This window comes from uncultured Clostridium sp., from assembly GCF_910588715.1.
GTDB lineage: Bacteria > Bacillota > Clostridia > Clostridiales > Clostridiaceae > Clostridium.
The window spans coordinates 113,266-138,626 of record NZ_CAJURG010000002.1 but is presented as its reverse complement, the minus strand read 5'-3'; the positions used below and the strand labels follow the sequence as shown (position 1 = coordinate 138,626).

The window sequence follows — 25,361 nt, the reverse complement described above, 5'->3', positions numbered from 1 at the left end:
AATTATGGGAAAAATTATAGGTATTGATTTAGGTACAACAAATTCATGTGTAGCTGTTATGGAAGGTGGAGAACCAGTAGTTATCACTAACTCAGAAGGTGCTAGAACTACTCCATCAGTAGTTTCATTCCAAGCTAACGGAGAAAGATTAGTAGGTCAAATAGCTAAAAGACAAGCAATTACAAATCCAGAACACACTATAATTTCAATTAAGAGAGAAATGGGAACTGATCATAAGACTAAAATAGATGATAAAACTTATTCACCACAAGAAATATCAGCTATGATTCTTCAAAAGATTAAAGCTGATGCAGAAGCTTACTTAGGTGAACCTGTAACTCAAGCTGTTATTACAGTTCCAGCTTATTTTAATGATGCTGAAAGACAAGCAACAAAAGATGCTGGTAAAATAGCAGGATTAGAAGTTTTAAGAATAATAAACGAACCAACAGCAGCTTCATTAGCGTATGGATTAGATAAAACTGACCATAGCGAAAAAATATTTGTTTATGACTTAGGTGGAGGTACATTCGACGTATCTATTCTTGAATTAGGTGATGGAGTATTTGAAGTATTATCAACTAATGGAGATACTCACTTAGGTGGAGATGACTTTGACCAAAAAATTATTGATTATATAGCAAATGATTTTAAAGCTCAATATGGAATTGATTTAAGAAATGATAAGAGTGCAGTTCAAAGATTAAAAGAAGCTGCTGAAAAAGCTAAGATTGAATTATCTTCATCAATGCAAACTAACATTAACTTACCATTTATTACAGCAGATAGCACAGGACCAAAGCATATTGATATGAACTTAACTAGAGCAAAATTTAATGAATTAACTCACGATTTAGTTCAAAGATCAATTGAACCAATGAAAAAAGCGTTATCTGATGCAGGATTATCAATTAGCCAAATTGATAAAGTTATATTAGTTGGTGGATCAACAAGAATTCCAGCAGTTCAAGAAGCTGTTAAGAACTTTACAGGAAAAGAACCTTCAAAGGGAGTTAACCCAGATGAATGCGTAGCTATGGGTGCTGCAATTCAAGCAGGTGTTTTAACAGGAGAAGTTAAAGACGTATTATTATTAGACGTTACACCATTAACATTAGGTATCGAAACTTTAGGAGGAGTTGCTACTCCATTAATCGAAAGAAATACAACTATACCAGCTAAGAAGAGTCAAGTATTCTCAACTGCAGCAGATGGTCAAACATCAGTTGAAATACACGTTGTTCAAGGTGAAAGACAAATGGCTGCTGACAACAAGACTTTAGGTAGATTTACTCTATCAGGTATTGCTCCAGCACCAAGAGGAATTCCACAAATCGAAGTTACTTTTGATATAGATGCTAACGGTATTGTTAAAGTATCTGCTATGGATAAGGGAACAGGTAAAGAAGCAAATATTACAATTACTGCTTCAACAAACTTAAGTGATGAAGAAGTAGATAGAGCTGTAAAAGAAGCTGAAAGATTTGCAGAAGAAGATAAAAAGAGAAAAGAATCAATAGAAACTAAGAATAATGCAGATCAATTAACTTATCAAACAGAAAAGCAATTAGAAGAGCTTGGAGATAAGATTTCTGCTGATGATAAAGCTAAAATAACTGCTAAATTAGATGCTTTAAAAGCTGTTAAAGATGGTGAAGATTTAGAAGCTATTAAGAAAGCTACAGAAGAATTAACTCAAGAATTCTATGCTATATCTTCAAAGATTTATGCTGATGCACAAGGCGCAGCAGGAGCTCAAGGTGCAGGATTTGATCCAAACAATATGGGTGGAAATGCTCATCAAGGAGCAGCTCATGATGATAATGTTGTAGATGCTGATTTTGAAGTAAAAGAAGATAAATAATATTAGTGATATAATAGGGAAGACAAAGGTCGTCTTCCCTTTTTAAAAGTTTAGGTATTTACGAATATTTTTATAAGTGTTAATATAGACTAAGTTAAATATAAATAGGTGGTGAATATATAGATGGCAAATAAAGACTATTACGCTGTTCTTGGTCTTGAAAAAGGTGCAAGTGATGATGAAATAAAAAGAGCCTTTAGAAAGCTAGCTATTAAATACCATCCTGATAAAAATCAAGGTAATAAGGAAGCAGAAGAAAAATTTAAAGATATAAATGAAGCATATCAAGTACTTTCTGACCCAGAAAAGAAAGCTAGATATGATCAATTTGGTACTGCTGACTTTGATGGAAGTGGATTTGGAGCAGGTGGATTTGGTGGCTTTGACTTCTCTGATATGGGTGGTTTTGGTGATATATTTGAAAGCTTTTTTGGAGGCGGTGGTGGTTCTTCAAGAAGAAGAAATGGCCCAGTAAAAGGTGCAGATATAGAATATACTTTAAATTTAACTTTTGAAGAAGCCATATTTGGTGTAGAAAAAGAAATTACTATAAATAGAAATGAAAATTGTGAAAAATGTAAGGGAAGTGGGGCAGAACCAGGAACTTCACCAAAGACATGTCCAACATGTAATGGAAGTGGTCAAGTTAGAGTTCAAAGACAAACTCCACTAGGAAGTTTTGTGAGCACTTCTACTTGTGATAGATGTGGAGGAAAAGGAAGCATAGTTGAAACTCCATGTTCAAGCTGTAGTGGTAGAGGTAAGGTAAGAAAAACTAGAAGTATTAAAGTAAATGTACCAGCTGGTGTTGATACAGGAAATGTGATGCCGCTTAGAGGACAAGGAGAACATGGTTCAAATGATGGACCTCCGGGGGATTTATATATTAGAATTAATGTGGCTAAATCTAAACAATTTGATAGAAGAGGAAATGATATTTATATAGAAACTCATATATCAATGGGTAGGGCTGCGTTAGGTGTTGAAATAACAGTTCCAACTGTAGATGGAGATGTTAAGTATACTATTCCAGCAGGAACTCAATCTGGAACTATGTTTAGATTAAAAGGTAAGGGTGTTCCTAAAGTTCATTCAAGTGCTAGAGGAGATCAATATGTAAAAGTTATAGTTGATATTCCTAAGAACTTAAACACTAAGCAAAAGGAAGCTTTAGAAGCATTCATGGAAGCTTGTGGAGAAAGTGTTGATGGTGGAGTTTCACATAAAAAGGGATTAAAAGATTTATTTAATAAAAAATAAATAAATTGAACCTATAAAATAGATATAAAAGTCTATTTATTAGGTTCTTTTTTATTTAAGTTTACATAAAAAATATTTTAATTATAAATTAGACATTTAGTAAACATTTAAAATATTAATGGTGGCGATTGAATATTTAAATATATAAATAATAGAAAATAGAGCTGATTATAGATATAATAGAAGGTGAATATTTGCTATGATAAGTAGGAATATTAAAAAGAGTAGTAATAATATGAGGTGATAAGATGAAAGATTTAAAAGAAGTACTTTTACCAGAAATAGAAGAGTTTAGAAAAGTTGGACATAAGTTCGTAAATAAAGAAATGTCTGTTATGGAGTTTAAACATGCATCAGGTGGGATGGGAGCTTACGCTCATCGTGGTGGAAAGGAATTCATGTTAAGACTTAGAACTCCGTCAGGAATAATAACTATGCCACAATTAAAAATGATATGTGATTGGGCAGAAAAATATAATTTAGATGGATTACATTTTACTACTCGTCAAGCTATTCAATATCATGGATTATCAATAGATGAAGTATGCGATTTAATGAAAGAAGCTTTAGATAATGATATATATACAAGAGGTGCAGGAGGAAACTTCCCAAGAAATGTTGCTTTATCACCATTATCAGGTGTTGATAAAGAAGAAGCTTTTGATCCAACACCATATGCCTTAGCTACTGGGAACTATTTTATGGAAAGAATTACTACTTATAAATTACCAAGAAAGCTAAAGGTATCCTTCTCTAATGGTTCAAGTGATACAGCTCATTGTACAATTCAAGATTTAGGATTTTTAGCAGTAAACAAAGATGGAAAAGAGTATTTTAGAGTATACTTAGGTGGTGGATTAGGAAGAAATCCTAAGCTTGCATTAGTATATCCTGAACTTATTGAACCTAGTGAAGTATTAAACTATGTTGAAGCTATGGTTAGATTGTTTAAAGCAGAAGGAAACTATGAAAATAAAGCTAAAGCTCGTGTAAGATACATGGTTGATAAATTAGGAGAAGAAGGCTTTATAAATGAATATAAAAAGTATGTTGAAATAGTTAAGAATGAAGAAAATTATAAATTATCAGTAGAAGCAAAAAAATATGATAAGGCTGGAATAGTAACAAACATTTCTAATCCTAGATTAATATCACAAAAGCAAGATGGTTTATATAGCGTTTATTTACATCCAGTAGGAGGTCAAATAAAATTAAATGATTTAAAATCTATTGCTTCAACATTAGAAAAGTTTGATAATCCTGAAATAAGATTATCAATGACTGAGGGAGTATATTTTAGAAACTTAAATGGTAAAGAAGCAGAAGAAATTTTAGAAATTACAAACAATATGGGTGGAACAACTCCATTTGATTATAGTGTATCATGCATAGGGGTACCAACATGCCAAATGGGAATATGTGAAAGTCAAGAAGTTTTAAGAGAAACTTTAAGTTACGTTAAAGAAAATGTATCAAATTGTAACTTATTACCTAGATTATATTTCTCAGGATGTGGTAATTCTTGCGGAATCCATGAAGTAGCTGAAATAGGATTTACAGGTAAGAAAAAAAGAATCAATGATGTTATAGAAGAAGCATATGAAGTTCATGTTGATGGAAGCTTTGTTGAAGGTGAAGCAAGACTAGGAAAATGTTATGGAGATATTGCAAGAAAAGATATCCCAATGTTTGTTTGTGAATTAGCAAATACTTTAAATTTAGCTAATAAAAACTTTAGTGATTATATAAAGGGTAATGAAGCAGAATTTAAAGCTTTAGTTGAAAAATATAACTGTTAATTATTATAAATATAAATAAATGTTATCCACAATATATTGTCTTTAATTTTAAAAGTATATATTGTGGATTTTTTATTATATGAATTAAACATATTACTATTTATATGTGGTTGAAATAAAAGAAATAATCGGTATAATTAATCTATAAACTTAAAGAAATGATTTGGAGTGAAAAAACTTATGAGAATGAGAAGAAAGCCTTGGGCAAGACCTGAATTGGAAAGTTGTAAATTTTTTATACAAAAACCAAGTGAGTATAAAGGAAAGTGGGAAGAGTTTTTTAATAATAATAATCCTATATATATGGAGCTTGGGTGTGGGAAAGGGACATTTATGGCAGTTCATGCCTCTGAAAACCCTAATATAAATTATATAACTGTAGATATTAAAGATGAAGTTTTAGTTTTAGCTAAAAGAAATATTGAAGAAGCATACAAAAAAGTAGGTAGTGAAATAAATAATGTTGCCCTAATGTCTCAAGAAATATTGCTTATAGATGATATGCTAAGTGAAGATGATATTATAGAAAGAATATATATTAACTTTTGTAATCCTTGGCCAAAAGAGCGTCATAAAAAAAGAAGGTTAACTCACACAAGACAGCTTGAAAAATACAAAAGGTTCTTAAAAAAAGGCTCAGAAATTTGGTTTAAAACTGATGATGATGAATTATTTGAAGAATCTATTGAATATTTTAAAGAAAGCAATTTGGATATTAAATATATTACATACGATTTACATAATAGTGGATTTGAGGGAAATGTTACTACTGAACATGAAGACATGTTTACAGCTCAAGGAATAAAGACTAAATTTTTAATTGCTAAATATAATTAGTTTTAAAAAGGTTGCATATTGCAATCTTTTTAAAATATCATTCAATAAAGAATTAAATAATATTAATAAAAAGAAAAATTAGAAATATATATAATTTATAGCACTATTATTATTATATAGATACATGTAAACGTGTTATTATTGTAGAAATAAAAATATTTATGGGGAATACTAAGTATGTGTTAAAATATTTGAGATAAATTTAATAAAAAAACAATAAGATTTTTTGAATAAAATTTTTGTGGTGTGTATACTGATGAGGTTATACAAACTTGTGTAAATAAAAAAATGGTGGTAAATTATGATATATTTTATTATTATGATTGTGTTTTCCCCTTTTACAGCTGTGATTCCAGCTGTATATGCGACTAATTTATTATTTAGGAAAAAATTAAAAGTAGAAATGAATTATTGGAATATAGGATTATTTTTATTATTTTTATATTCTGTATTTACTGGTATTTTAAATAAAGATTTATTATCTTTATTAGCTTCTTGTGGATTATTTTTATATTTTGGATTAAATGTATTTTCTCAAAATTATTTTACTAAAATGAGTAGAATAAATAAAGCAATTAACTATATAGTATATTTAAGTGTAATTGCAGCAATTGGAGGAATAATAGAAAAGATAATATTTATTTTAATGGGTATGCCACAACACAGAATTTTTAGTTTTTTTGGAAATCCTAATATGACAGGTGCTTGGTTTGGAAATATAATATTAATGATTTTTTATTTAAAATATATTAATAAGGATAAAAGAGATAGCATTATTTATAATATTTCAATAGCTATAGTAGTTGTAGCTTTATTACTTACAGAGTCAAGTGGAGCATTTATAGCTTTAGTAGTATCAATATTAATATATTATATATTAAAAGAAAAGAAAGATGTAAGAGGATTAATAGCAATCTTTATTACTGTAGGATTAATTTCTATTATATTTTTTATGATTCAAAATAAAGTTGCTAATACAACACCTCTTGGTGAAATAGTAACATCTTTTAATTCGCGATGTCGTACTTGGTTTGGAGCAGTAAATATGGTTTTTGAAAAGCCTATTACTGGTTGGGGAATGTTGGGAATGTTGCAACATGGATCAAATTTTGTTTATAGTGATCAGCCTGAATTATATAATAAAATAATCACTTTTTTAGTCCACCCTCATAATTTATGGTTAACATTTTTAGTAACATTGGGAATTGTTGGACTTGCAATATATTTATATATAAAATTTAATTTATATAAAGATATGATAAATTTATATAAAAAACATAATAAAATGTTGCCATTAATTGCAGCTATGAATACAATGGTCGTTGTTCAGGGAATGGTAGATTGCACCTTATATGCTCCGCAATTAGGTGCAACCTTTGTGTGTATGGGAGCAATTACTTATAATATGGCAAATGATAAGATGATAAAAAAAGTTAGATTTACTAAAGATGATAAAAAGAATTGTGATAAAAAGGATATGGTAATTTAATTAAATATTTAGGGATAACTATATATGAATATAGTTATCCCTTTTGTGTATAAATTATTCTAGACTTTATATAAACATATGTGTAAAATATAGTATTAGTTAAACAGAAAAGAAGTGAAAGGATGATTCATTAATGGATGGAACATGGATAGAAGTTAGAGTAATAACTAAAAGTGAAGCTTTAGAACCAATATCAGGTATTTTCTATAGCTTAGATTGTAAGGGGGTTGCAATAGAAGACCCAGAAGATATTTTAGGAAGAGAACAAGGACCGTTAACATGGGATTTTGCTGATATAAATGTTTTAGAGCATAAAGGAAAAGTTGCTGTTGTAAAAGCATATTTTGCAGAAGAGGATAATATTCAAGATGTATTAGCATATGTTAATGAAAGATTAGAAGAATTAAAAGAAATGGGACTTGATTTAGGAGAAGCTAAAGTTGAGCATGAAAAAATGCATGAAGAAGACTGGGCTAACACATGGAAACAATACTATAAACCATCAAAGGTTGGAGAAAAAATAGTTGTAAAGCCTATATGGGAAGAATATGAAGCAAAAGAAAATGAATTAGTTGTGGATTTAGATCCAGGTATGGCTTTTGGAACTGGAACACATGAAACTACAAGAATGTGTATTCAAGCATTAGAAAGATATGTAAAAGAGGAAAGTACAGTATTTGATGTTGGATGTGGATCAGGTATATTAGCTATAGCAGCAGCAAAACTTGGAGCTAAATTAGCTGTTGGAGTAGATTTAGATCCAGTTGCAGTAGAGTCTTCGATAGAAAATGTAGGTTATAATAATTTAAGTAATATTGAAATACTTCATGGAAATCTTGTTGAAGTTATTGATGGAAAAGCTGACATAGTTGTAGCAAACATTTTAGCAGAAATAATCTGCATATTAACAGATGATGTTAAAAGAGTTTTAAAAGATGGTGGAATTTTTATAACATCAGGAATAATTCATGATAGAGTTGATATGGTTTGTGAAAAGCTTGAAGCTACTGGTTTTGAAGTAATAGAAAAAAATAGAGATGGTGAATGGAACTGTATAGTTGCAAAATTAAAATAATTTTTAGGAGAGAATAAGATAATGCATAAATTTTTTACTCCAAAAGAATTAATTAATGGAGATGTAGCTAAAATAATTGGTGATGATGTTAAGCATATATATAAGGTTCTTAGAATTTCTGAGGGTGAAAAGGTAACATTAAATAATTGTGAAGGCGTTGAATATTTAGGGAAAGTTATGTCTGTCTCAAAGCAAGAAGTTTTAGTAGAAATATTAGAAAAATTAGAAGTGAATAATGAAAGTGATATTAAGATATATTTATTTCAGGGACTTCCAAAATCTCAAAAGATGGATTTAATAGTTCAAAAAGGAACAGAGCTTGGAATTACTGAATTTATTCCAGTTATAACTCATAGAGTAGATGTAAAATTAAAAGGTGAATTTAAAAAGATAGATAGATTAAAGAAAATAGCTTTAGAAGCAGCAAAGCAAAGTAAGAGAAGTATAATTCCAAGTGTCTTAGAGCCAATTGAATTTGAAGAAGTTTTAGATAAAATAAAATCTTTAGATTTACTAATAGTTCCATATGAAAATGCAAATAATTTTGGAATAAAAACTTTGATGAATGAGTTAAGAATAGAAAATATGGTAGATGATATAAAAAATGTAGGAATATTTGTTGGTCCTGAAGGTGGGATTGAAGAAAGTGAAGTTGAAAGACTTAAAGATAAAGGAGCTCGTATAGTTACTCTTGGAAAAAGAATATTAAGGACTGAAACAGCAGGCTTTGTTGCAGCGTCTTTAATACAATATGAGCTTAGCGATTTAGGAGGAAATGATTAATGAAGGTTGCATTTGCTACATTAGGGTGTAGAGTTAATGTGTATGAGTCAGAAGCTATGGCAGAGAAATTTATTAGAGAAGGATACGAGGTTGTAGATTTTAATGAGTTTTCTGATGTATATGTAATAAATACTTGTACAGTTACTAATATGGGAGATAAAAAATCAAGACAAATAATAAGCAGAGCAAGAAGAACTAATCCTGATGCTATAATTGCAGCAGTTGGATGTTATTCTCAAATGGCACCTAAGGAGGTTTCAGAAATACCAGGAGTTGATGTGGTTTTAGGTACAAGAAATAAAGGTGATGTAGTTTATTATGTTAATAAGGCTAAAGATGAAGGACAGCCACAAGTACATGTTCAACCAGTACTACAAAATAAGAAATTTGAAGATTTAAAAATAGAGGATTATCAAGATAAAACTAGAGCTTTTTTAAAGATTCAAGATGGATGTAATAGATTTTGTACATATTGCACAATACCATATGCAAGAGGATCAGTTTGCTCAAAAGATCCAAATAAAGTTTTAGAAGAGGTTAAAGAATTAGCAGCCCATGGATTTAAGGAAGTTATACTTTCAGGAATACATACAGCTTCCTATGGATTAGATTTAGAAGGTAATATAAACTTAATAAATATAATAGAAGAAATAGAAAAGATAGAGGGAATAGAAAGAATTAGAATAGGATCTATTGAACCAGCATTCTTTACGGAAGAGGTTATTGAAAAGATTAAAGGCTTTAAAAAACTTTGTCCTCATTTTCATTTATCACTTCAAAGTGGTTGTGATGCAACATTAAAGAGAATGAATAGAAGATACACAGCAAAAGAGTATGAAGAATCTGTCAATATGTTGAGAAAAACATTACTTGATGTATCAATTTCAACGGATGTAATTGTTGGATTCCCGGGAGAAACAGAAGAGGAGTTTAATGAAACTTATGAATATCTAAAGAAAATTCATTTAACTAAAACTCATGTGTTTAAATATAGTCCAAGAAAGGGAACAAAAGCTGCAGATATGCCAAATCAAGTAGATGGAAACATAAAAGACATAAGAAGTAAAGCATTGATAGAGCTAAGTGATAAAAATGAGTATGATTTTAATAAAAAGTTTATTGGAAGAGTAATGGATGTTTTAATAGAAAAGGAAATTAAGGATAAGCCAGATTTTTATGAAGGATATACAAGAAATTACATAAAGGTAATAGTAAATTGTATGTCAGCTGATATTACGGGTAAAATAGTAGATGTTAAGATAGAAGAAGCTACTTGTGATCATGTAGTAGCAAGTATGGTTTAAAAGTTTTGAAAAATAAACACCTTCTCTAAATATTGGAGGTGTAATTTAAGCTAACTAAATTTAAAATTTTAGTTAAAGGAGGTGAGTTTATGGGAGAGTGTATTTTTTGCAAAATAATAGCTGGAGAAATTCCATCTAATAAAATATATGAAGATGATAAAGTTCTTGCATTTTATGATATAAGTCCAGAAGCGCCAGTTCATTTTTTAGTAATACCAAAGGAGCATATTAGTAGTGCTAATGAACTAACAGAAGAAAATTGTGGAATAGTTTCACATATATTCATGGTAATAAATAAAATAGTAAGAGAACTAGGTATTGCTGATTCAGGTTACAGAATTGTTAACAACTGCGGAGCTGATGGTGGGCAAACAGTAAATCATATACATTTTCATATATTAGGTTCTAGAGGATTAAAATGGCCACCAGGTTAATAGAAAAATAGTATAAATAATATTGACATTTTTGTGACCATTATTGTATAATACAATATGTGTTATTAAGCCCGTAGCTGAGTTAAAGATACTAATTTGAGCTAGCGGAGGGAGGGATAATAGATGTCAGAAATCAAAGTTGGAGAAAACGAAACACTAGAAAGTGCATTAAGAAGATTTAAGAGAAAATGCGCAAGAGCTGGGGTTCTTTCAGAAGTTAGAAAGAGAGAACACTATGAAAAACCAAGTGTTAAGAGAAAGAAAAAATCAGAAGCTGCAAGAAAGAGAAAATTCAAGTAGTTTTAAATTTTTCAAACTAGGTATTTAAGTATGCCATTAATAAAAGAAAGACTAAAAGAATAATAAATGAAAATTAATTTTCATTTAATTTTTTAAGTTTATTAAGTCTGTTGTATTGCTAGTGAAAAACCGATGGTGTTACGCTTGAGGACGATAAGGTTATAGAAATATTAGCAAAAGAAGTCAAGTAGCGTATGATACGATACTTGAATTTGAAAAGGGAAATAGTTAGGATTTAATTTATCAAAGTAAATTTGAAAATAAAATCTTGCTAGGTTACCTTCCTCAGCAATTTAAGTGAAGAATAATTTTACAAATTGTAAAAGAAACAGCTACAGAAGATGGTATCAATAACATGAAAGACATGGGTAAGCTTATGTCAGCAGTTAGACCAAAGGTTATAGATAAAGCAGATAAAAACTTGTTAGTCAGATTTTTAAAGAGTATTTAAATAATAAATAGTTAAAAGAACTCAATTTATATTGAGTTCTTTTTTTTATTTTTGTGATTTTCTTTAACATAAAATCATAAAGTACATTGAGAGAGTATTATTTAAAGGAGAGAAACTTATGGAAAGTAAAATTAATAGAGGTAAAGAAGTTTTAGTTGAAAAGCTTGATCTCCCTAAAGATGTATTATTAAATGTACCCAAGATTATTGTTATAGGAAGAAATGAAGTTACTATAGAAAATCATAAAGGCATAATGTTATTTGAAAGAGAAAAAATAAAAATAAATACAAACATGTCGCCGATAGAAATAAAGGGGCATGATTTTGAAATATTATATATAGCCGCATCAACTATAACTATTAAGGGCTATTTTGATTCAATTGAGTATGTGAGGTGAATAGAAAATGGCTTTTGATAAGATAAAAAAGGGAAAGATATTAGTTGAGATAAAGATATTAAATGCTGAAAGGATATTGAATTTATTTTGGAGAAAGAATATTAAAGTTTATAAAGTTAAGAGAAAAGATTTTGCTACGTTAATATTAGAAATTGATTATTTGAGTTATGATGAGGTAAGAGAATACGTAGAAAATTTAGGTGGCAGAATAAATATTATAAAAAGCGAAGGATTTGTATTCTTTTTAGGAAATATAAAAAAGAAGTTATCTTTAGTTATTGGTGGATTTATATTTTTAGCTATAATATACTATTTATCTACTTACATATGGGCTATAGAAGTAGATGTTAAACAAAATATACCGCCATTTGAAATAAGAAAGCAATTAAATAGTATAGGTATAAGCCCAGGGATTGCTAAAAAGTCTATTGATGTAAAGGAAATAGAAAAAAAGTTAGAAAATATTAGTTCTGAAATATTATGGCTTAGAGTGAGAATTGAAGGTTCTACTTTAAAGGTTGTAGTCGAGGAAAAAATAAATCCACCACAACAAAAAAGTTATGAATATGGAAATTTAGTTGCTACCATGGATGGAGAGATTAAGAGAATTTATACTTTTGCGGGTAGGGCAAAAGTTAAAAGTGGACAATTGGTTAAGAGTGGAGATGTTGTAATAGAAGGTATAGATGGAGGTGAAGGTGGAGAATATATTTTGCCACCAAGGGGAATGGCTATGGCAAATACATTTTATGAAAAAGCAATGAATGTAAAGGTTAGTGGAAGTAATCTTGAAAGAAGTGGGAAAAAAGATAGTGATATATTTATAAGTATTTTTGGGAAAAAAATTTATCTAAAAAAGGCTATAAAAGACTTTAAACATTATGATAAAATAGAAGTGAGTGGTAAATTATTTAATAAGGTGTTATATTATGAAAGAATAGAAAAAGATATAAGCTTATCTGAAGAAGAGGCTATAGAAAATGCAGTAGGGAAGTTAGAAAAGTCATTATTAAACGAATTACGAAGAGATGCTAAAATAGTAGATAAGGTAGTAGAGAAAAAGAAGAAAGATGATGAAAATTTATTAGTCAATGTTGTATTTGTTGTAGAGCAAAATATAGCAAGTGAAAATACTGTGAGCTATTAGACAAGTAGGGTAGGATGAGAAGGTGAACAAAGTGAAGGATAAAAATATTATGAATAAAAATATTAACAAGGATAAATGGAAGAGGATATTTTTATTTACTGTTACAGCAATTTTAGTTTATTTTATAATTATGACAGTTGTAACACCAAAGAGATATAACTTTAACGAAGGTGATATTGCTAGTGTTGATATAAAGGCACCTAGAGATATTATTGATGAAGAAGCTACAACTGTAAGAGAACAAGAGGTAAAAGAAAAAGTAGAGAAGAAGTTTACTCTTAAAAGCGAAGTAAAAATTGAAGCAAGTCAAAATATAAAATCATTTTTTGATAAGTTAATAAATTTAAAGAGTAGTGAAATACAAGAAAAAGATAAAATTAATGAATTAAAAAAGATAGAAGCCTTTAAGCTTTCAGATAATCAATATAAAATATTATTAGATTTAACAGTGGATAAAGCTACAGAATTACAATGGGTAGCGTTAGTAGCTATTGATAGGGCTTATGAGAATCAAATAGAAGATGGAAGCAACGAAGAAATAGATGAAGCTAAAATAATAATTGATAATTATTTAAAAAGTCAAAATTTAAATGATGATCTAGAAAATATTTTAAAAGAAATATGTGATAGTCAAGTACATCCAAATTACTTTTTTGATCAAGCAAAAACAGATGAAGCTGTTAAAGAAGCTTTAAAAAGTGTTTCAAAGGTAATGATAAAGAAAAACCAAACTATAGTAAAAGAAGGAGAGCCAATAACACAAAGGCAAATATCTATCCTTACAGAGTTAGGATTATTAGGAGAAGGAATAAGTAAAGATTATATATATACTTATATAATAATAGCATTTTATGTATTATTCATATTAATATTACAATATGTATATCTAAAAAAAGAAAGGCCTAAGGTTCTTAAGAATACTAAGCTTGTGTTTTTAATATTACTATTAAATTTATTATCTTTAGTAACTACTAGAATCTTTACATTTGTATCATTATTTTTAATTCCAATAGCATGTTCACCAATGCTTCTTACTGTATTTTTAGATTATAAAGTTTCAGTTATAATAAACTTATTAAATTTAATGTTTATTGCAATTATAACTGGTTTTGATCCTCAAATTATTTTAGTTGGAATAGTTGGAACTATTGTAGCATCAACTTCATTAAGAAAGGTTAGTCAAAGAAATGATATATTATATTCAACTTTTTATGTTGCAATTTCAGTTTCAGTTGTTGTGCTATCAAGTGGGATTCTTTTATCAAATAATATAAAGAAAATATTATTTGATATGATGTTAGTTGCACTTGGGTCTTTTATTTCAGGAATACTAGCTATAGGATTATTACCATTTATAGAATCTAGTTTTAATTTAGTTACAAATATGAAGCTTTTAGAACTTTCAAATGCAAATAGTCCACTTTTAAAAAGATTACTAATGGAAGCGCCCGGAACATATCATCATAGTATTATGGTTGCAAACTTAGCAGAAGTAGCAGCAGAAGAGATAGGAGCTAATCCAATTTTAGTTAGAGTAGGTGCTTATTATCATGATGTAGGTAAGATAAAAAGACCATTTTTCTTTGGAGAAAATCAAATTGGAAGAGCGAATCCACATAATAAAATTTCACCAGGGTTAAGTGCATCTATAATTATATCCCATGTTAAGGATGGGTTAGAATTAGCAAAAGAATACGATATTCCAAGTGTAATAAGTGATATGATGATACAACATCATGGTACAACATTAGTTAAATATTTCTATTATACATTAAAGAATAATAGTGATGATCCAGATAGTATAAAAGAAGAAGATTTTACTTATCCAGGTCCTAAACCTCAAACTAAAGAAGCTGCAATAATTATGATGGCAGATAGTGTTGAAGCTGCTGTAAGATCAATTCAAGAACCTACTTTTGATAAGATTGAAAATATGGTAAATAATATAGTTAAAGATAAGCTAAATTCAGATCAGTTGACTGAATGTGATTTAACATTTAAGGATTTAGAAACTATAAAAACTTGCTTCTTAAAAGTTTTAAAGGGTATTTATCATCATAGAATAGAGTATCCAGAAGAAAAAGGGAAAGAATAAAAAAGGAGGGGTTTAACCTCCTTTTTTATATAAATTTAAGAAAATGAAAATATTATACATAATCTAAATTATGAATATGAAAGGAAAAATTATGTTATATACAGACAATAGACAAAATAAAATAGAAGTAAATGAAGATTTAATAAATCTTATAAATGAAGTATGCGAGAAATCTTTAAGGGCTGAAGAAATGAATGTTCCTTATCAAATATCACTTTTATTTGTAGATAATGAAGAAATAAGAAGTATAAATAAAGAAACAAGAGGAATTGACAAAGCTACTGATGTATTATCGTTTCCAATGTTAGATTACCCTAAAGATAAGGTTTTTAAAGATGTTTATAAAAATACTAAATTTAATGAAATATATTTAGATGGGGATGAGTTAGTTTTAGGAGATATGGTTTTATCTTTAGAGAGAGCAAAAGAGCAAAGTTTAGAATATAATCATTCATTTAATAGAGAAGTGTGTTATTTAGTAGTACATTCAATTCTTCATTTATTAGGATATGACCATATGGAAGATGAAGAAAAGAAAATAATGAGAAAAAGAGAAGAAGAAATTTTAGGAAGTTTAAATATAACTAGGTAAGTTTGGGTAGGGTAAGGTGAGTAATTTATGGAGATGAAAAAATTATTAGAAAGTTTTAATCATGCAATTAATGGTGTAGTAGATGCAGTAAGAACTCAAAGAAATATGAAAATTCATATTATATCATCAATTGGTGTTTTAATTGCTTGTTTTTTCTTTAATATATCAAAGGCAGAATTTTTAGCTTTAGCGATAACAATTACAATGGTTATTAGTGCAGAGTTAGTTAATACGGCAGTTGAAGCTGCAGTAGATTTAAATACAAATTATTATCATCCATTAGCAAAGGTAGCTAAAAATACAGCCGCAGGTGCAGTATTTGTAACAGCTGTAAATGCATTATTAGTAGGCTATATTGTATTTTGGGATAAACTTTCTAACTTTTCTTTTGAGGTAGTTTATAAGATTAAACATTCAGAGCCATACATGATATTTATAGCACTAGGGATAGTTGTTTTAGCTGTTGTTATAATAAAAGCTATTTTTGGTGAAGGAACACCTTTAAAAGGTGGAATGCCTAGTGGACATAGTGCATTAGCATTTTCAATTTCTACAGCAATAGCATTAATAACAGAAAAGCCAGTTTGTATAATACTATCTTATTTAATGGCTTTCATTACAGCACAAAGTAGGGTAGATTCGGAGGTTCATACTGTTTTTGAAGTTATAGTTGGTGGTATATTAGGTATATTATTAACATTATTAATATTTACTATATTTAAATTATAAATTTAAATATAGTAAATATATTTAAACTTATAATCGTAATTAAATCAGTAATTGGAATTTTTATTATATATGATATACTATTTAAATGGAGGAATTAAGAATGAAATATAAAGAATTAATACATAGTGCTTTAGAAGCAAGAGAGAAAGCGTATTGTCCATATTCTAATTTTAAGGTTGGAGCAGCAATATTATTTGAAGATGGAAAAATATATACAGGATCTAACATAGAAAATGCATCTTTTGGAGCAACTAATTGTGCAGAGAGAACAGCTATTTTTAAAGGTGTTCATGAAGGCAATAGAGAGATAAAAGCTGTCGCTGTAGTTGGTGATACAAATGCATATACTTATCCATGTGGAATATGTAGACAGGTAATTGCAGAGTTTGTAATCGATGAAAAAATTCCAGTAATAATAATAAAAAATGAAAATGACTATATAATAAAAACTTTTGAAGAAATATTACCAGGTGTTTTTTCAAAAAAAGACTTAAAAGGCTAGGAGGCTAATATGTATAAATCAGGATTTGTAACAATAGTAGGAAGACCTAATGTAGGTAAATCAACATTAACTAATCAAATAATGGGAGAAAAATTATCCATAGTTTCAAATAAACCTCAAACTACAAGAAATAACATACAAACAATTTTAACTGGAGATAACTATCAATTAGTGTTTGTTGATACTCCAGGAATACATAAACCAAAGACTAAATTAGGAGACTACATGGTTAATGCTGCAACTAGTTCTATAAAAGAAGTAGATTTAGTGGTATTTATTATTAATCCTTGTGATGAAATTGGAAGAGGAGATAAATTTATAATAGAAGCATTAAAACAACAAAAAGCACCAGTATTTTTAGTTGTTAATAAAGTTGATGAAAATAGTCATGAAAAAGTAGCAAAAACACTTGATATGTATTCAAAAGAATATGATTTTGCAGAAATAATTCCAATATCAGCATTAAAGGGTAAAAATGTAGATACTCTTGTAAAATTAATGGTAGAAAAAATGCCAGAAGGTCCACAATATTATCCAGAAGATATGATCACAGATGTTAATGAAAGGTTCATTGTTGCCGAGATAGTTAGAGAAAAAACACTAAAGAATTTAAGAGATGAAATTCCACATGGAATAGCTATTGATATTATTCAAATGAAACAAAAGGAAAATGGAACATATCATATAGAAGTAGATTTAATATGTGAAAAAGATTCTCATAAGGGAATAATCATTGGAAAAAATGGAGCATCATTAAAGAAAATTGGAGAAACTGCAAGATATGAAATAGAAAGATTTTTAAAAGCTAAAGTTAATTTAAAAATTTGGGTAAAAGTTAGAAAAGAATGGAGAGACAATGGACTTTTACTTAAGGAGTTAGGATACAAAAAGACAAAGTAGATAGGAGTTGAGTATTCTGTCTATTGAGAAAACCAAAGCTGTAATAATAAAAGCTATAGACTATAAAGAAAATGATAAGCTTATATGGGCATATTCTGAAGAATTAGGAAAAATAACATTTATAGCTAGGGGTTCAAAGAAAAGCAAAAGTAGAAACTTAAGTTTAACTCTACCCCTATGCTTTGGAGATTATATATTTTTTAAAGGGAGAAGCTTATATAATCTTCAAGAAGGAAAAATTATAAATTCTTTTCAAGGGTTATTAGATAATTTAGATAAACTTACTTATTCCTCTTATATATGTGAATTAATAGATATATGTATTGAGGAAGGGGAGGTAAATAAAGATTTATTTAGAGAATTTATCACTTGTTTATATTTATTAAGCACTGATGCTATGGACTATGAACTTTTAATAAGGGGATTTGAGCTAAGACTTTTAAGGGCAACAGGATATGGATTGCAATTTGATAAGTGTAGTATTTGTAAAAAAGCAATAAAAACTAGTGATTATATTTCATTATCCCATTTTGGAGGCATATGTATGGAATGTAAGAAAGAGCATGGAATTTATATATCTAGAGCTGGATACAATGCTTTAAGATTTTTAAACAATACACCTATGGATAAAATTTACCGATTAAATTTAAATAAGGATATAAAAAAGCAAATAGAAAATGTTACAACATTTATAATAAATTCAAATTATTCAAGAAAGCCAAAAAGCTTAGAAATGCTAAATTATATAAAGGAGTAGTGAGATATATGGATATTACATTGGAAAAAGTTGATCAAGTAAGGGAAAGAACTGGGGCAAGTTACTCAGAAGCAAAAAATGCTTTAGAAATATCTAATGGAGATGTTTTAAATGCTATTATACTAATAGAAGAAAAGTCAAAGTATGATAATTCCACTGAAAGTAATAAGTCTGAAAGCATAGATGAGTTTAAAGCTTGGTTAAAAGATTTAATAAACAAAGGAAATATAACTAGAATTAAAATTACTAAAGATGGTAAGAAGTTAGTTGATGTTCCAGTTAATGCTGGAATAGCTGCAGGTGTTATAGCAGTTATAATTCCACCTATATTAGCATTTGTTGTAGTGGCTGCTGTAGTAACGCAAGTTACAATTGAAATAACTAAGGCTGATGGTACAGTAGAAGTTGTAAATAAATATATATCAGCTGCAGTTAATGAAGCAAAAGATAAAGCAACTGATTTTGCAGATAAGGTTAAGGAAAAAGTTCAAGATACAAATTTAAGTGGTATAAAAATGCCAATTAAGTCTACAGAAAAAGAGAATAATGAAAAAAATACATTTACTTATACTGTAAATTTCAATGATGAAGATGGAAAAAATTAGGAAATAAGAGAAAAACAATGATATAGTCTAGAATAATTAGGGAGAATAGGAATATTCAGCTAAAATGGGTTATTTTTCAGAAAATTAGGCATAGTCAAAAAGTTAGAAAATGTTATAATTATACTGTAAATATAAAACATTCTTAATTGTCTGAATATTCCTTAAACAGTCGAAATGAGGGATAGCATTGAAGTTTACAAAAAGACAAGAGGAAATAATTAAGATAGTTAAAGATGGGCAGCCAATTACAAGTGAATCAATAGCAGAAAAGCTAGGGGTCACAAGAGCTGCTTTAAGAGCAGATCTAGCAATACTTACAATGACTGGTACTTTAGATGCTAGACCTAAAGTAGGTTATGTATATTTAGGAAAAAAAATTGACGGTGAAATATTAGAAAATTTATCTAAGATAAAGGTTGGAGATATTATGTCAAAGCCCATAACCGTTAATGATGCTACTACTGTATATGATGCAATTGTTCATTTATTTTTACATGATGTAGGAACATTATTTGTTGAAAACAATGGGAATCTAGTTGGGGCAGCCTCAAGAAAGGATTTTCTAAAGATAGCAATTGGAGGAACAGATATACATAAAGTTCCTGTAGGAGTTATAATGACGAGAATGCCTAATATAATTTATGGATATCCTGAGGATAGTGCTTATTCATTAGCTAAAAAAATAATAGAGCATGAAATTGATAGTATACCAATAGTAGAAAAGTCCTGCGAATCAGACAATGGAAAAATTAATTTAAAAATAGTTGGAAAAATTTCTAAGACTAACATAACCAAATTATTTGTTAATCTTGGAGAAGCAAATTAAGGGTAATTTAAAGAGTGACTATGGTAACTACAAGACATAAGTCTTGTTAGTATATATTTATTGTATGAACGGAGGAGTATTGAGATGGAGAATAAAAAGTATGTTTACCTTTTCAGTGAAGGCGACGGTTCAATGAGAAACCTTCTTGGAGGTAAAGGGGCAAATTTAGCAGAAATGACTAGAATAGGGATTCCAGTTCCTCAAGGATTTATAGTTACAACTGAAGCTTGTAATAAGTATTATGAGGATGGAAAACAAATAGCAGATTCAATTATAGAAGAAATCCATGCAAATATCAAAGAATTAGAAAGAATAACAGGAAAAGAATTTGGAAGTAACACAAATCCATTATTAGTTTCTGTAAGATCTGGAGCAAGGGTTTCAATGCCAGGTATGATGGATACAATATTAAATCTTGGATTAAATGATGTTGCAGTAGAAGCAGTTGCAAATGCAACAAAAAATCCACGATTTGCTTATGATTCTTATAGAAGATTTATTCAAATGTTCTCTGATGTTGTTATGGGAATAGAAAAGAGATTATTTGAAAATTTAATAGATGAAGCTAAAGAAGCAAAAGGTGTTAAATATGACACTGATTTAGATGAAAATGACTTAAAGGAATTAGTTGTAAAATATAAAGAATTATATAAAAAGGAAAAGGGTGAAGAGTTTCCTCAAGACCCAACAGTACAATTAACAGAAGCTATTACAGCTGTATTTAGATCATGGGATAATCCAAGAGCTATAGTTTATAGAAGATTAAATGATATTCCAGGAGCTTGGGGAACAGCTGTTAATGTTCAACAAATGGTATTTGGTAATAAAGGAACTACTTCTGGAACAGGTGTTGCATTTTCAAGAAATGCTGCAACAGGAGAAAAAGAAATCTATGGTGAATATTTAATGAATGCACAAGGCGAAGACGTTGTTGCAGGTATTAGAACACCACTTCCAATAGCTAAATTAGAAGAGCAAAATCCAGCTATATATAAGCAATTTATAGATATAGTTAATACACTTGAAAATCATTATAGAGATATGCAAGATATGGAATTTACCATTGAAGAAGGTAAATTATATTTCTTGCAAACAAGAAATGGTAAGAGAACAGCACAAGCTGCTTTAAAAATTGCAGTTGATTTAGTTGAAGAAGGAATGCTTACAAAGGAAGAAGCAATTCTTAAAGTTGAACCTAAGCAATTAGATTCTTTACTACATCCAACATTTGATGCAGCTGAAATGAAAAAGGCTACTGCAATAGCAAAGGGACTTCCTGCATCTCCAGGAGCTGCTTGTGGTAAAGTTGCATTTACAGCAGAAGAGGCAAAGGAAAGAGCTGAAAAAGGTGAGAAGGTTGTTTTAGTAAGACTTGAAACTTCTCCAGAAGATATTGAAGGTATGATAGCAGCTGAAGGTATCTTAACTGTAAGAGGGGGAATGACTTCTCATGCAGCTGTTGTAGCAAGAGGTATGGGTACTTGTTGCGTAGCAGGATGTGGAGACTTAAAGGTTAATGAAGAAGAAAAAACTTTAGAAGCCAATGGTAAAGTTTATACAGCTAATGATTATATTTCAATAGATGGTTCTACAGGAAGCGTATATGGAGAAGCTATTAAGACGGTTACTCCTGAAATTTCTGGTCATTTTGCAACATTCATGGGATGGGCAGATGAAATAAGAAAACTTAATGTTAGAACAAACGCAGATAATCCAAGAGATACTAAACAAGCTATTGAATTTGGAGCAGAAGGTATCGGTCTTTGTAGAACAGAGCATATGTTCTTTGAAGAAGATAGAATTATGGCTGTAAGAGAAATGATTGTAGCTAAGAATGAAGAAGAAAGAAGAGCAGCACTTGAAAAGATACTTCCAATGCAAAAGAAGGACTTTGTTGAAATGTATGAGGCACTTAAAGGAATGCCAGCTACAATAAGATTCTTAGATCCACCATTACATGAGTTCTTACCTCATACAGACGAGGAAATCTCAGAACTTGCAAATACTATGGGATTAACTTTTGAAGAGTTAAAATCTACAGTTGAAAGTTTACATGAATTTAATCCAATGATGGGTCATAGAGGATGTAGATTAGCGGTTTCTTACCCAGAAATTGCAGAAATGCAAACAAGAGCAGTAATAGAAGCTGCTATAGAAGTAAAAACTTTTAAGGGATATGATATAGTACCTGAAATTATGATTCCATTAGTTGGTGAAATTAAGGAATTAAAATTTGTTAAAGATATAGTTGTTAATACAGCAGAAGCAGTTATGAATGAAAAGGGAGTTAAATTAGAGTATCATGTTGGTACAATGATTGAAATTCCTAGGGCTGCTATAACAGCTGACGAAATAGCAAAGGAAGCTGAGTTCTTCTCATTTGGAACAAATGACTTAACACAAATGACATTTGGATTCTCAAGAGATGATGCAGCTAAGTTCTTATCTGATTATTATGAAAGAAAGATATATGAACAAGACCCATTTGCTAAGCTTGATCAAAAGGGTGTAGGACAATTAGTTAAAATTGCAGCAGAAAAAGGTAGAGCTACAAGACCAAATATTAAATTAGGTATTTGTGGAGAACATGGTGGTGATCCATCATCAGTTGAATTCTGCCATAATGTTGGATTAAACTATGTATCTTGTTCACCATTTAGAGTACCAGTTGCAAGACTTGCAGCTGCTCAAGCACAAGTAAAAAATCCAAGATAATAAAAAAGGGAGCGCGAAAGCGTTCCTTTTTTATTTAAAATATATAAACTTTTATAAGAATAATATAAATAATTTCCTTTAAAATTTAACGTTATAATAACTTTTAAATATATCGATCATAGTATTGATATAATCGAGTTGATTTTTAGATCTATCTAAACCTTTAGTGAATATTGTAATGAATGAATTTTTATTGCATTTATTTACATTTTTATAATAATCCCTAGATATTTTCCAAAACTTTTGAGGAAAAGCTAAATAAGCTAAAATATATTTCAAATCGGAATCGCTTAAAGTATTAATTTTTAAATAAGTATTAATTATATCTACAGTTAAAGCAGGATTCCAATTTGTTGTTTCTCTTTTTAAAAGCCTTCTTAAAAAATAAGCTAAGTCGTGGGCACAATAATCTATTTTACATTTATCAAAATCTATTATCCATACATCTTTATTATTTATTAATATATTTTTATTTACATAGTCACCATGGCATAATGATACATTTAAATTAGAAGTATCTATTGAAGTAGATATTTCAAGCGAAAGTTTTGCTAATGATAAATTATTATCTAAATTATTTAGATAAAGTTTTGAAAATTTATCTTTGTATGTTAAAGCCAAGTTGGCAGTTTGAATAATATCATTAAAATGTTTGCTTGTAGATAAATAATAATCTTCTAATCCAACTCTATTGGCACTCCCTAGAATTGGTTTAAAGTTTTTAGAGCATTTATGTAATTTAGCTAGAGTTTTAATTGAAAGTCTTATATCATTAAGGCTATCAAAATTACATTTTTCACCCTCTACCCATGGAGTTAAAATAAAAAGCATATCTTCATAATATATAAATCTATTATTATCTGTAGAAGGCAATAGTTTAGGAACCATCACATTGTTCCTGTATAGCCATTCCATTGCGGAGTAAACAAAGAGTAAATTTCCTTCATCATAATAAACTTTTTTTAAACAGTAATTTTTATTTTTAGAAGTTACTTTAAAAACAGCTCTTTGCTTATCAGTGTCTTTAAATTTAACCATAGTAATAGAGGCATCTTTTAAAAAAAATTTAGGTAAGATATATTTTTTTATATTATCAATATCTATAACATTATTATCGTTACTCATTGCAAAACTCCTTGTATAAATTTCTTATTATAATAATATTATGAAAAATTTATAAATATACATATCATAGAAATGAATTACTATATAATAATTTATTATTATGATATAAAATAGAGAGTTTTTGAGAAAAATATAGAATATGTTATTAGGAGGTGAGTTAAGTGAATATAAGGGAAAGAATAGAAAAAAATGAGGGCTTGACATTAATTAAAGAAGCTATTCATAGTAATAAAAGTGATGGTAGATTGAAATTTGAAGAAGAGGATAATATTAGAACTTGTTTTATGGTAGATAGGGATAGAATAATTCATTGTAAGTCTTTTAGAAGACTAAAACATAAAACTCAAGTATACATACGAACATTTAGAGATCATTATAGAACTAGACTCACTCATACCTTAGAAGTATCGCAAATAGCAAGAACTATCGGAGCTGGAATAGGCTTGAATGAAACATTAATAGAAGCAATAGCTTTAGGACATGATTTAGGTCATGTTGCATTTGCACATAATGGAGAAGAGGTGCTTAATAGCTTTTTAGATAATGGCTTTAGGCATAATGAGCAAAGTGTAAGAGTTGTTGAAAAGTTAGAAAAAAATGGGGAGGGGTTAAATTTAACAAGGGAAGTTATTGATGGAATATTAAATCATAGTGGACTTGGAGGCAAGGAAAATACTTCAAAAACATTAGAAGGTAGGACAGTTAAGTATAGTGATAAAATAGCATATTTAAATCATGATATTGATGATTCGATTAGAGCAGGTCTTTTAAGGGAAGACTGTTTACCTAAAGAGGCTATTAATGTTTTAGGAAATAGCCATTCTGAAAGAATCCAAACTTTAGTGACGGATATGGTAAATGAAACGCAAAAAAATTTAAAAAATGGAATATATGATATAAAACAAAGTGATGAAGTTAGGGAAGCTATGATAGAACTAAGAAAATATATGTTTTCTAATATATATTTAGGAAATGTTTTAAAAGAGGAACGGGATAAAGCAAAATTTATTTTAACTAATGTAATAGATTATTATTATAAAAATTATGAGGAATTACCGAGCTTGTATAAAAATATAGCAAAGGAAGAGGGAATAAAAAGAGGAGTTGCAGATTATATTGCTGGTATGACAGATGATTATTGTATTTCAATTTTTAACAAAATATATATACCAAAGTTTGTAATTTATTAGTAAAAAAGATGTATAATACAAAAAAATTGGGAACAATAAATTTTGTAGAATAAAAAGGAATTTAATATTTAAAATAGAATAAGTAATATTAGGGTAGAATTAAAATAGAAATCTAATAATAATGACATGTTAAATAAATTTAATTAAAAAAGAAAGAAGGAATTTATAATAATATGTCGAATTAT

The 25,361-nt window shown here is 28.9% G+C and carries 23 protein-coding genes and 1 pseudogene; 23 read left to right on the top strand and 1 reads right to left on the bottom strand.

Going from position 1 to position 25,361, the window contains the following annotated elements; genetic code table 11:
• The first annotated feature begins 4 nt into the window (after positions 1-4).
• The 22 genes and pseudogenes from dnaK to ppdK all read left to right on the top strand — a co-directional run bounded on the left by dnaK (position 5) and on the right by ppdK (position 22,861).
• Positions 5-1,864, top strand: coding sequence for a molecular chaperone DnaK (dnaK, locus tag QZ321_RS05330; RefSeq protein ID WP_291746083.1), 1,860 nt, complete (start codon positions 5-7; stop codon positions 1,862-1,864).
• A gap of 123 nt (positions 1,865-1,987) precedes the next feature.
• Entirely contained in the window at positions 1,988-3,124 is a 1,137-nt protein-coding gene (gene dnaJ / locus QZ321_RS05325) for a molecular chaperone DnaJ (protein ID WP_291746080.1), read from the top strand.
• A 248-nt stretch (positions 3,125-3,372) separates the two neighbouring features.
• Complete coding sequence (locus QZ321_RS05320; RefSeq protein ID WP_291746077.1) at positions 3,373-4,923, top strand: nitrite/sulfite reductase; 1,551 nt, start codon at positions 3,373-3,375, stop codon at positions 4,921-4,923.
• A 180-nt stretch (positions 4,924-5,103) separates the two neighbouring features.
• Complete coding sequence (gene trmB, locus QZ321_RS05315; RefSeq protein ID WP_291746075.1) at positions 5,104-5,760, top strand: tRNA (guanosine(46)-N7)-methyltransferase TrmB; 657 nt, start codon at positions 5,104-5,106, stop codon at positions 5,758-5,760.
• Between the two features lie 301 nt (positions 5,761-6,061).
• A complete protein-coding gene (locus QZ321_RS05310; protein WP_291746072.1) occupies positions 6,062-7,249 on the top strand; it encodes an O-antigen ligase family protein in 1,188 nt (395 codons plus the stop codon).
• Positions 7,250-7,382: 133 nt separating this feature from the next.
• Positions 7,383-8,324, top strand: coding sequence for a 50S ribosomal protein L11 methyltransferase (prmA, locus tag QZ321_RS05305; RefSeq protein ID WP_291740877.1), 942 nt, complete (start codon positions 7,383-7,385; stop codon positions 8,322-8,324).
• A 21-nt stretch (positions 8,325-8,345) separates the two neighbouring features.
• Entirely contained in the window at positions 8,346-9,107 is a 762-nt protein-coding gene (locus tag QZ321_RS05300) for an RsmE family RNA methyltransferase (protein ID WP_291746070.1), read from the top strand.
• Positions 9,107-10,411, top strand: coding sequence for a tRNA (N(6)-L-threonylcarbamoyladenosine(37)-C(2))-methylthiotransferase MtaB (gene mtaB / locus QZ321_RS05295; protein WP_291740874.1), 1,305 nt, complete (start codon positions 9,107-9,109; stop codon positions 10,409-10,411). The genes QZ321_RS05300 and mtaB overlap by 1 nt, the downstream gene beginning before the upstream one ends.
• An 89-nt stretch (positions 10,412-10,500) precedes the next feature.
• A complete protein-coding gene (locus QZ321_RS05290) occupies positions 10,501-10,845 on the top strand; it encodes a histidine triad nucleotide-binding protein (RefSeq protein ID WP_291746067.1) in 345 nt (114 codons plus the stop codon).
• A gap of 123 nt (positions 10,846-10,968) precedes the next feature.
• On the top strand, positions 10,969-11,145 hold the full coding sequence (gene rpsU / locus QZ321_RS05285; protein ID WP_003441547.1) for a 30S ribosomal protein S21: 177 nt from the start codon (positions 10,969-10,971) through the stop codon (positions 11,143-11,145).
• Between the two features lie 125 nt (positions 11,146-11,270).
• Positions 11,271-11,607 (top strand): annotated as a pseudogene (locus tag QZ321_RS05280) (GatB/YqeY domain-containing protein); the annotation flags it as partial.
• Between the two features lie 107 nt (positions 11,608-11,714).
• The gene (gene yqfC / locus QZ321_RS05275; RefSeq protein WP_291744171.1) at positions 11,715-11,993 is read left to right on the top strand and encodes a sporulation protein YqfC; all 279 of its coding nucleotides are present in this window, start codon (positions 11,715-11,717) and stop codon (positions 11,991-11,993) included.
• Between the two features lie 7 nt (positions 11,994-12,000).
• Positions 12,001-13,140 carry a sporulation protein YqfD gene (gene yqfD, locus QZ321_RS05270; protein WP_291746064.1) on the top strand — a complete coding sequence of 380 codons (1,140 nt, stop codon included), beginning with the start codon at positions 12,001-12,003 and terminating at the stop codon, positions 13,138-13,140.
• 22 nt (positions 13,141-13,162) lie between these two features.
• Entirely contained in the window at positions 13,163-15,235 is a 2,073-nt protein-coding gene (locus QZ321_RS05265; protein WP_366141830.1) for an HDIG domain-containing metalloprotein, read from the top strand.
• Between the two features lie 91 nt (positions 15,236-15,326).
• Positions 15,327-15,827 carry an rRNA maturation RNase YbeY gene (gene ybeY, locus QZ321_RS05260; protein ID WP_291742690.1) on the top strand — a complete coding sequence of 167 codons (501 nt, stop codon included), beginning with the start codon at positions 15,327-15,329 and terminating at the stop codon, positions 15,825-15,827.
• 27 nt (positions 15,828-15,854) lie between these two features.
• Positions 15,855-16,556, top strand: a complete 702-nt coding sequence (locus QZ321_RS05255; protein ID WP_291742688.1) for a diacylglycerol kinase — start codon at positions 15,855-15,857, stop codon at positions 16,554-16,556.
• A 100-nt stretch (positions 16,557-16,656) separates the two neighbouring features.
• Entirely contained in the window at positions 16,657-17,058 is a 402-nt protein-coding gene (locus tag QZ321_RS05250) for a cytidine deaminase (RefSeq protein WP_291742685.1), read from the top strand.
• Between the two features lie 9 nt (positions 17,059-17,067).
• Positions 17,068-17,958: a GTPase Era gene (gene era, locus QZ321_RS05245; RefSeq protein WP_291746060.1), complete on the top strand. Its 891-nt coding sequence runs from the start codon at positions 17,068-17,070 to the stop codon at positions 17,956-17,958.
• Positions 17,959-17,965: 7 nt separating this feature from the next.
• The gene (recO, locus tag QZ321_RS05240) at positions 17,966-18,715 is read left to right on the top strand and encodes a DNA repair protein RecO (RefSeq protein WP_291742680.1); all 750 of its coding nucleotides are present in this window, start codon (positions 17,966-17,968) and stop codon (positions 18,713-18,715) included.
• 8 nt (positions 18,716-18,723) lie between these two features.
• The gene (locus tag QZ321_RS05235; RefSeq protein WP_291742678.1) at positions 18,724-19,320 is read left to right on the top strand and encodes a DUF4342 domain-containing protein; all 597 of its coding nucleotides are present in this window, start codon (positions 18,724-18,726) and stop codon (positions 19,318-19,320) included.
• 187 nt (positions 19,321-19,507) lie between these two features.
• Positions 19,508-20,146: a helix-turn-helix transcriptional regulator gene (locus tag QZ321_RS05230; protein WP_291746057.1), complete on the top strand. Its 639-nt coding sequence runs from the start codon at positions 19,508-19,510 to the stop codon at positions 20,144-20,146.
• A gap of 84 nt (positions 20,147-20,230) precedes the next feature.
• Positions 20,231-22,861: a pyruvate, phosphate dikinase gene (gene ppdK / locus QZ321_RS05225; protein ID WP_291746054.1), complete on the top strand. Its 2,631-nt coding sequence runs from the start codon at positions 20,231-20,233 to the stop codon at positions 22,859-22,861.
• Positions 22,862-22,939: 78 nt separating this feature from the next.
• Here ppdK and QZ321_RS05220 read toward each other — a convergent pair whose 3' ends face one another.
• A complete protein-coding gene (locus QZ321_RS05220; RefSeq protein ID WP_291742673.1) occupies positions 22,940-23,986 on the bottom strand; it encodes a CotS family spore coat protein in 1,047 nt (348 codons plus the stop codon).
• Positions 23,987-24,147: 161 nt separating this feature from the next.
• Here QZ321_RS05220 and QZ321_RS05215 point away from each other — a divergent pair, with 161 nt between their 5' ends.
• Positions 24,148-25,176: a deoxyguanosinetriphosphate triphosphohydrolase gene (locus tag QZ321_RS05215; RefSeq protein WP_291746053.1), complete on the top strand. Its 1,029-nt coding sequence runs from the start codon at positions 24,148-24,150 to the stop codon at positions 25,174-25,176.
• Positions 25,177-25,361 lie beyond the last annotated feature (185 nt).

Bases quoted from the DNA above. Each gene is read 5' to 3' on its own strand.
- dnaK (WP_291746083.1), top strand. From the start codon at position 5: ATGGGAAAAATTATAGGTATTGATTTAGGTACAACAAATTCATGTGTA.
- dnaJ (WP_291746080.1), top strand. From the start codon at position 1,988: ATGGCAAATAAAGACTATTACGCTGTTCTTGGTCTTGAAAAAGGTGCA.
- QZ321_RS05320 (WP_291746077.1), top strand. From the start codon at position 3,373: ATGAAAGATTTAAAAGAAGTACTTTTACCAGAAATAGAAGAGTTTAGA.
- trmB (WP_291746075.1), top strand. From the start codon at position 5,104: ATGAGAATGAGAAGAAAGCCTTGGGCAAGACCTGAATTGGAAAGTTGT.
- QZ321_RS05310 (WP_291746072.1), top strand. From the start codon at position 6,062: ATGATATATTTTATTATTATGATTGTGTTTTCCCCTTTTACAGCTGTG.
- prmA (WP_291740877.1), top strand. From the start codon at position 7,383: ATGGATGGAACATGGATAGAAGTTAGAGTAATAACTAAAAGTGAAGCT.
- QZ321_RS05300 (WP_291746070.1), top strand. From the start codon at position 8,346: ATGCATAAATTTTTTACTCCAAAAGAATTAATTAATGGAGATGTAGCT.
- mtaB (WP_291740874.1), top strand. From the start codon at position 9,107: ATGAAGGTTGCATTTGCTACATTAGGGTGTAGAGTTAATGTGTATGAG.
- QZ321_RS05290 (WP_291746067.1), top strand. From the start codon at position 10,501: ATGGGAGAGTGTATTTTTTGCAAAATAATAGCTGGAGAAATTCCATCT.
- rpsU (WP_003441547.1), top strand. From the start codon at position 10,969: ATGTCAGAAATCAAAGTTGGAGAAAACGAAACACTAGAAAGTGCATTA.
- yqfC (WP_291744171.1), top strand. From the start codon at position 11,715: ATGGAAAGTAAAATTAATAGAGGTAAAGAAGTTTTAGTTGAAAAGCTT.
- yqfD (WP_291746064.1), top strand. From the start codon at position 12,001: ATGGCTTTTGATAAGATAAAAAAGGGAAAGATATTAGTTGAGATAAAG.
- ybeY (WP_291742690.1), top strand. From the start codon at position 15,327: ATGTTATATACAGACAATAGACAAAATAAAATAGAAGTAAATGAAGAT.
- QZ321_RS05255 (WP_291742688.1), top strand. From the start codon at position 15,855: ATGGAGATGAAAAAATTATTAGAAAGTTTTAATCATGCAATTAATGGT.
- QZ321_RS05250 (WP_291742685.1), top strand. From the start codon at position 16,657: ATGAAATATAAAGAATTAATACATAGTGCTTTAGAAGCAAGAGAGAAA.
- era (WP_291746060.1), top strand. From the start codon at position 17,068: ATGTATAAATCAGGATTTGTAACAATAGTAGGAAGACCTAATGTAGGT.
- QZ321_RS05235 (WP_291742678.1), top strand. From the start codon at position 18,724: ATGGATATTACATTGGAAAAAGTTGATCAAGTAAGGGAAAGAACTGGG.
- ppdK (WP_291746054.1), top strand. From the start codon at position 20,231: ATGGAGAATAAAAAGTATGTTTACCTTTTCAGTGAAGGCGACGGTTCA.
- QZ321_RS05220 (WP_291742673.1), bottom strand. From the start codon at position 23,986: ATGAGTAACGATAATAATGTTATAGATATTGATAATATAAAAAAATAT.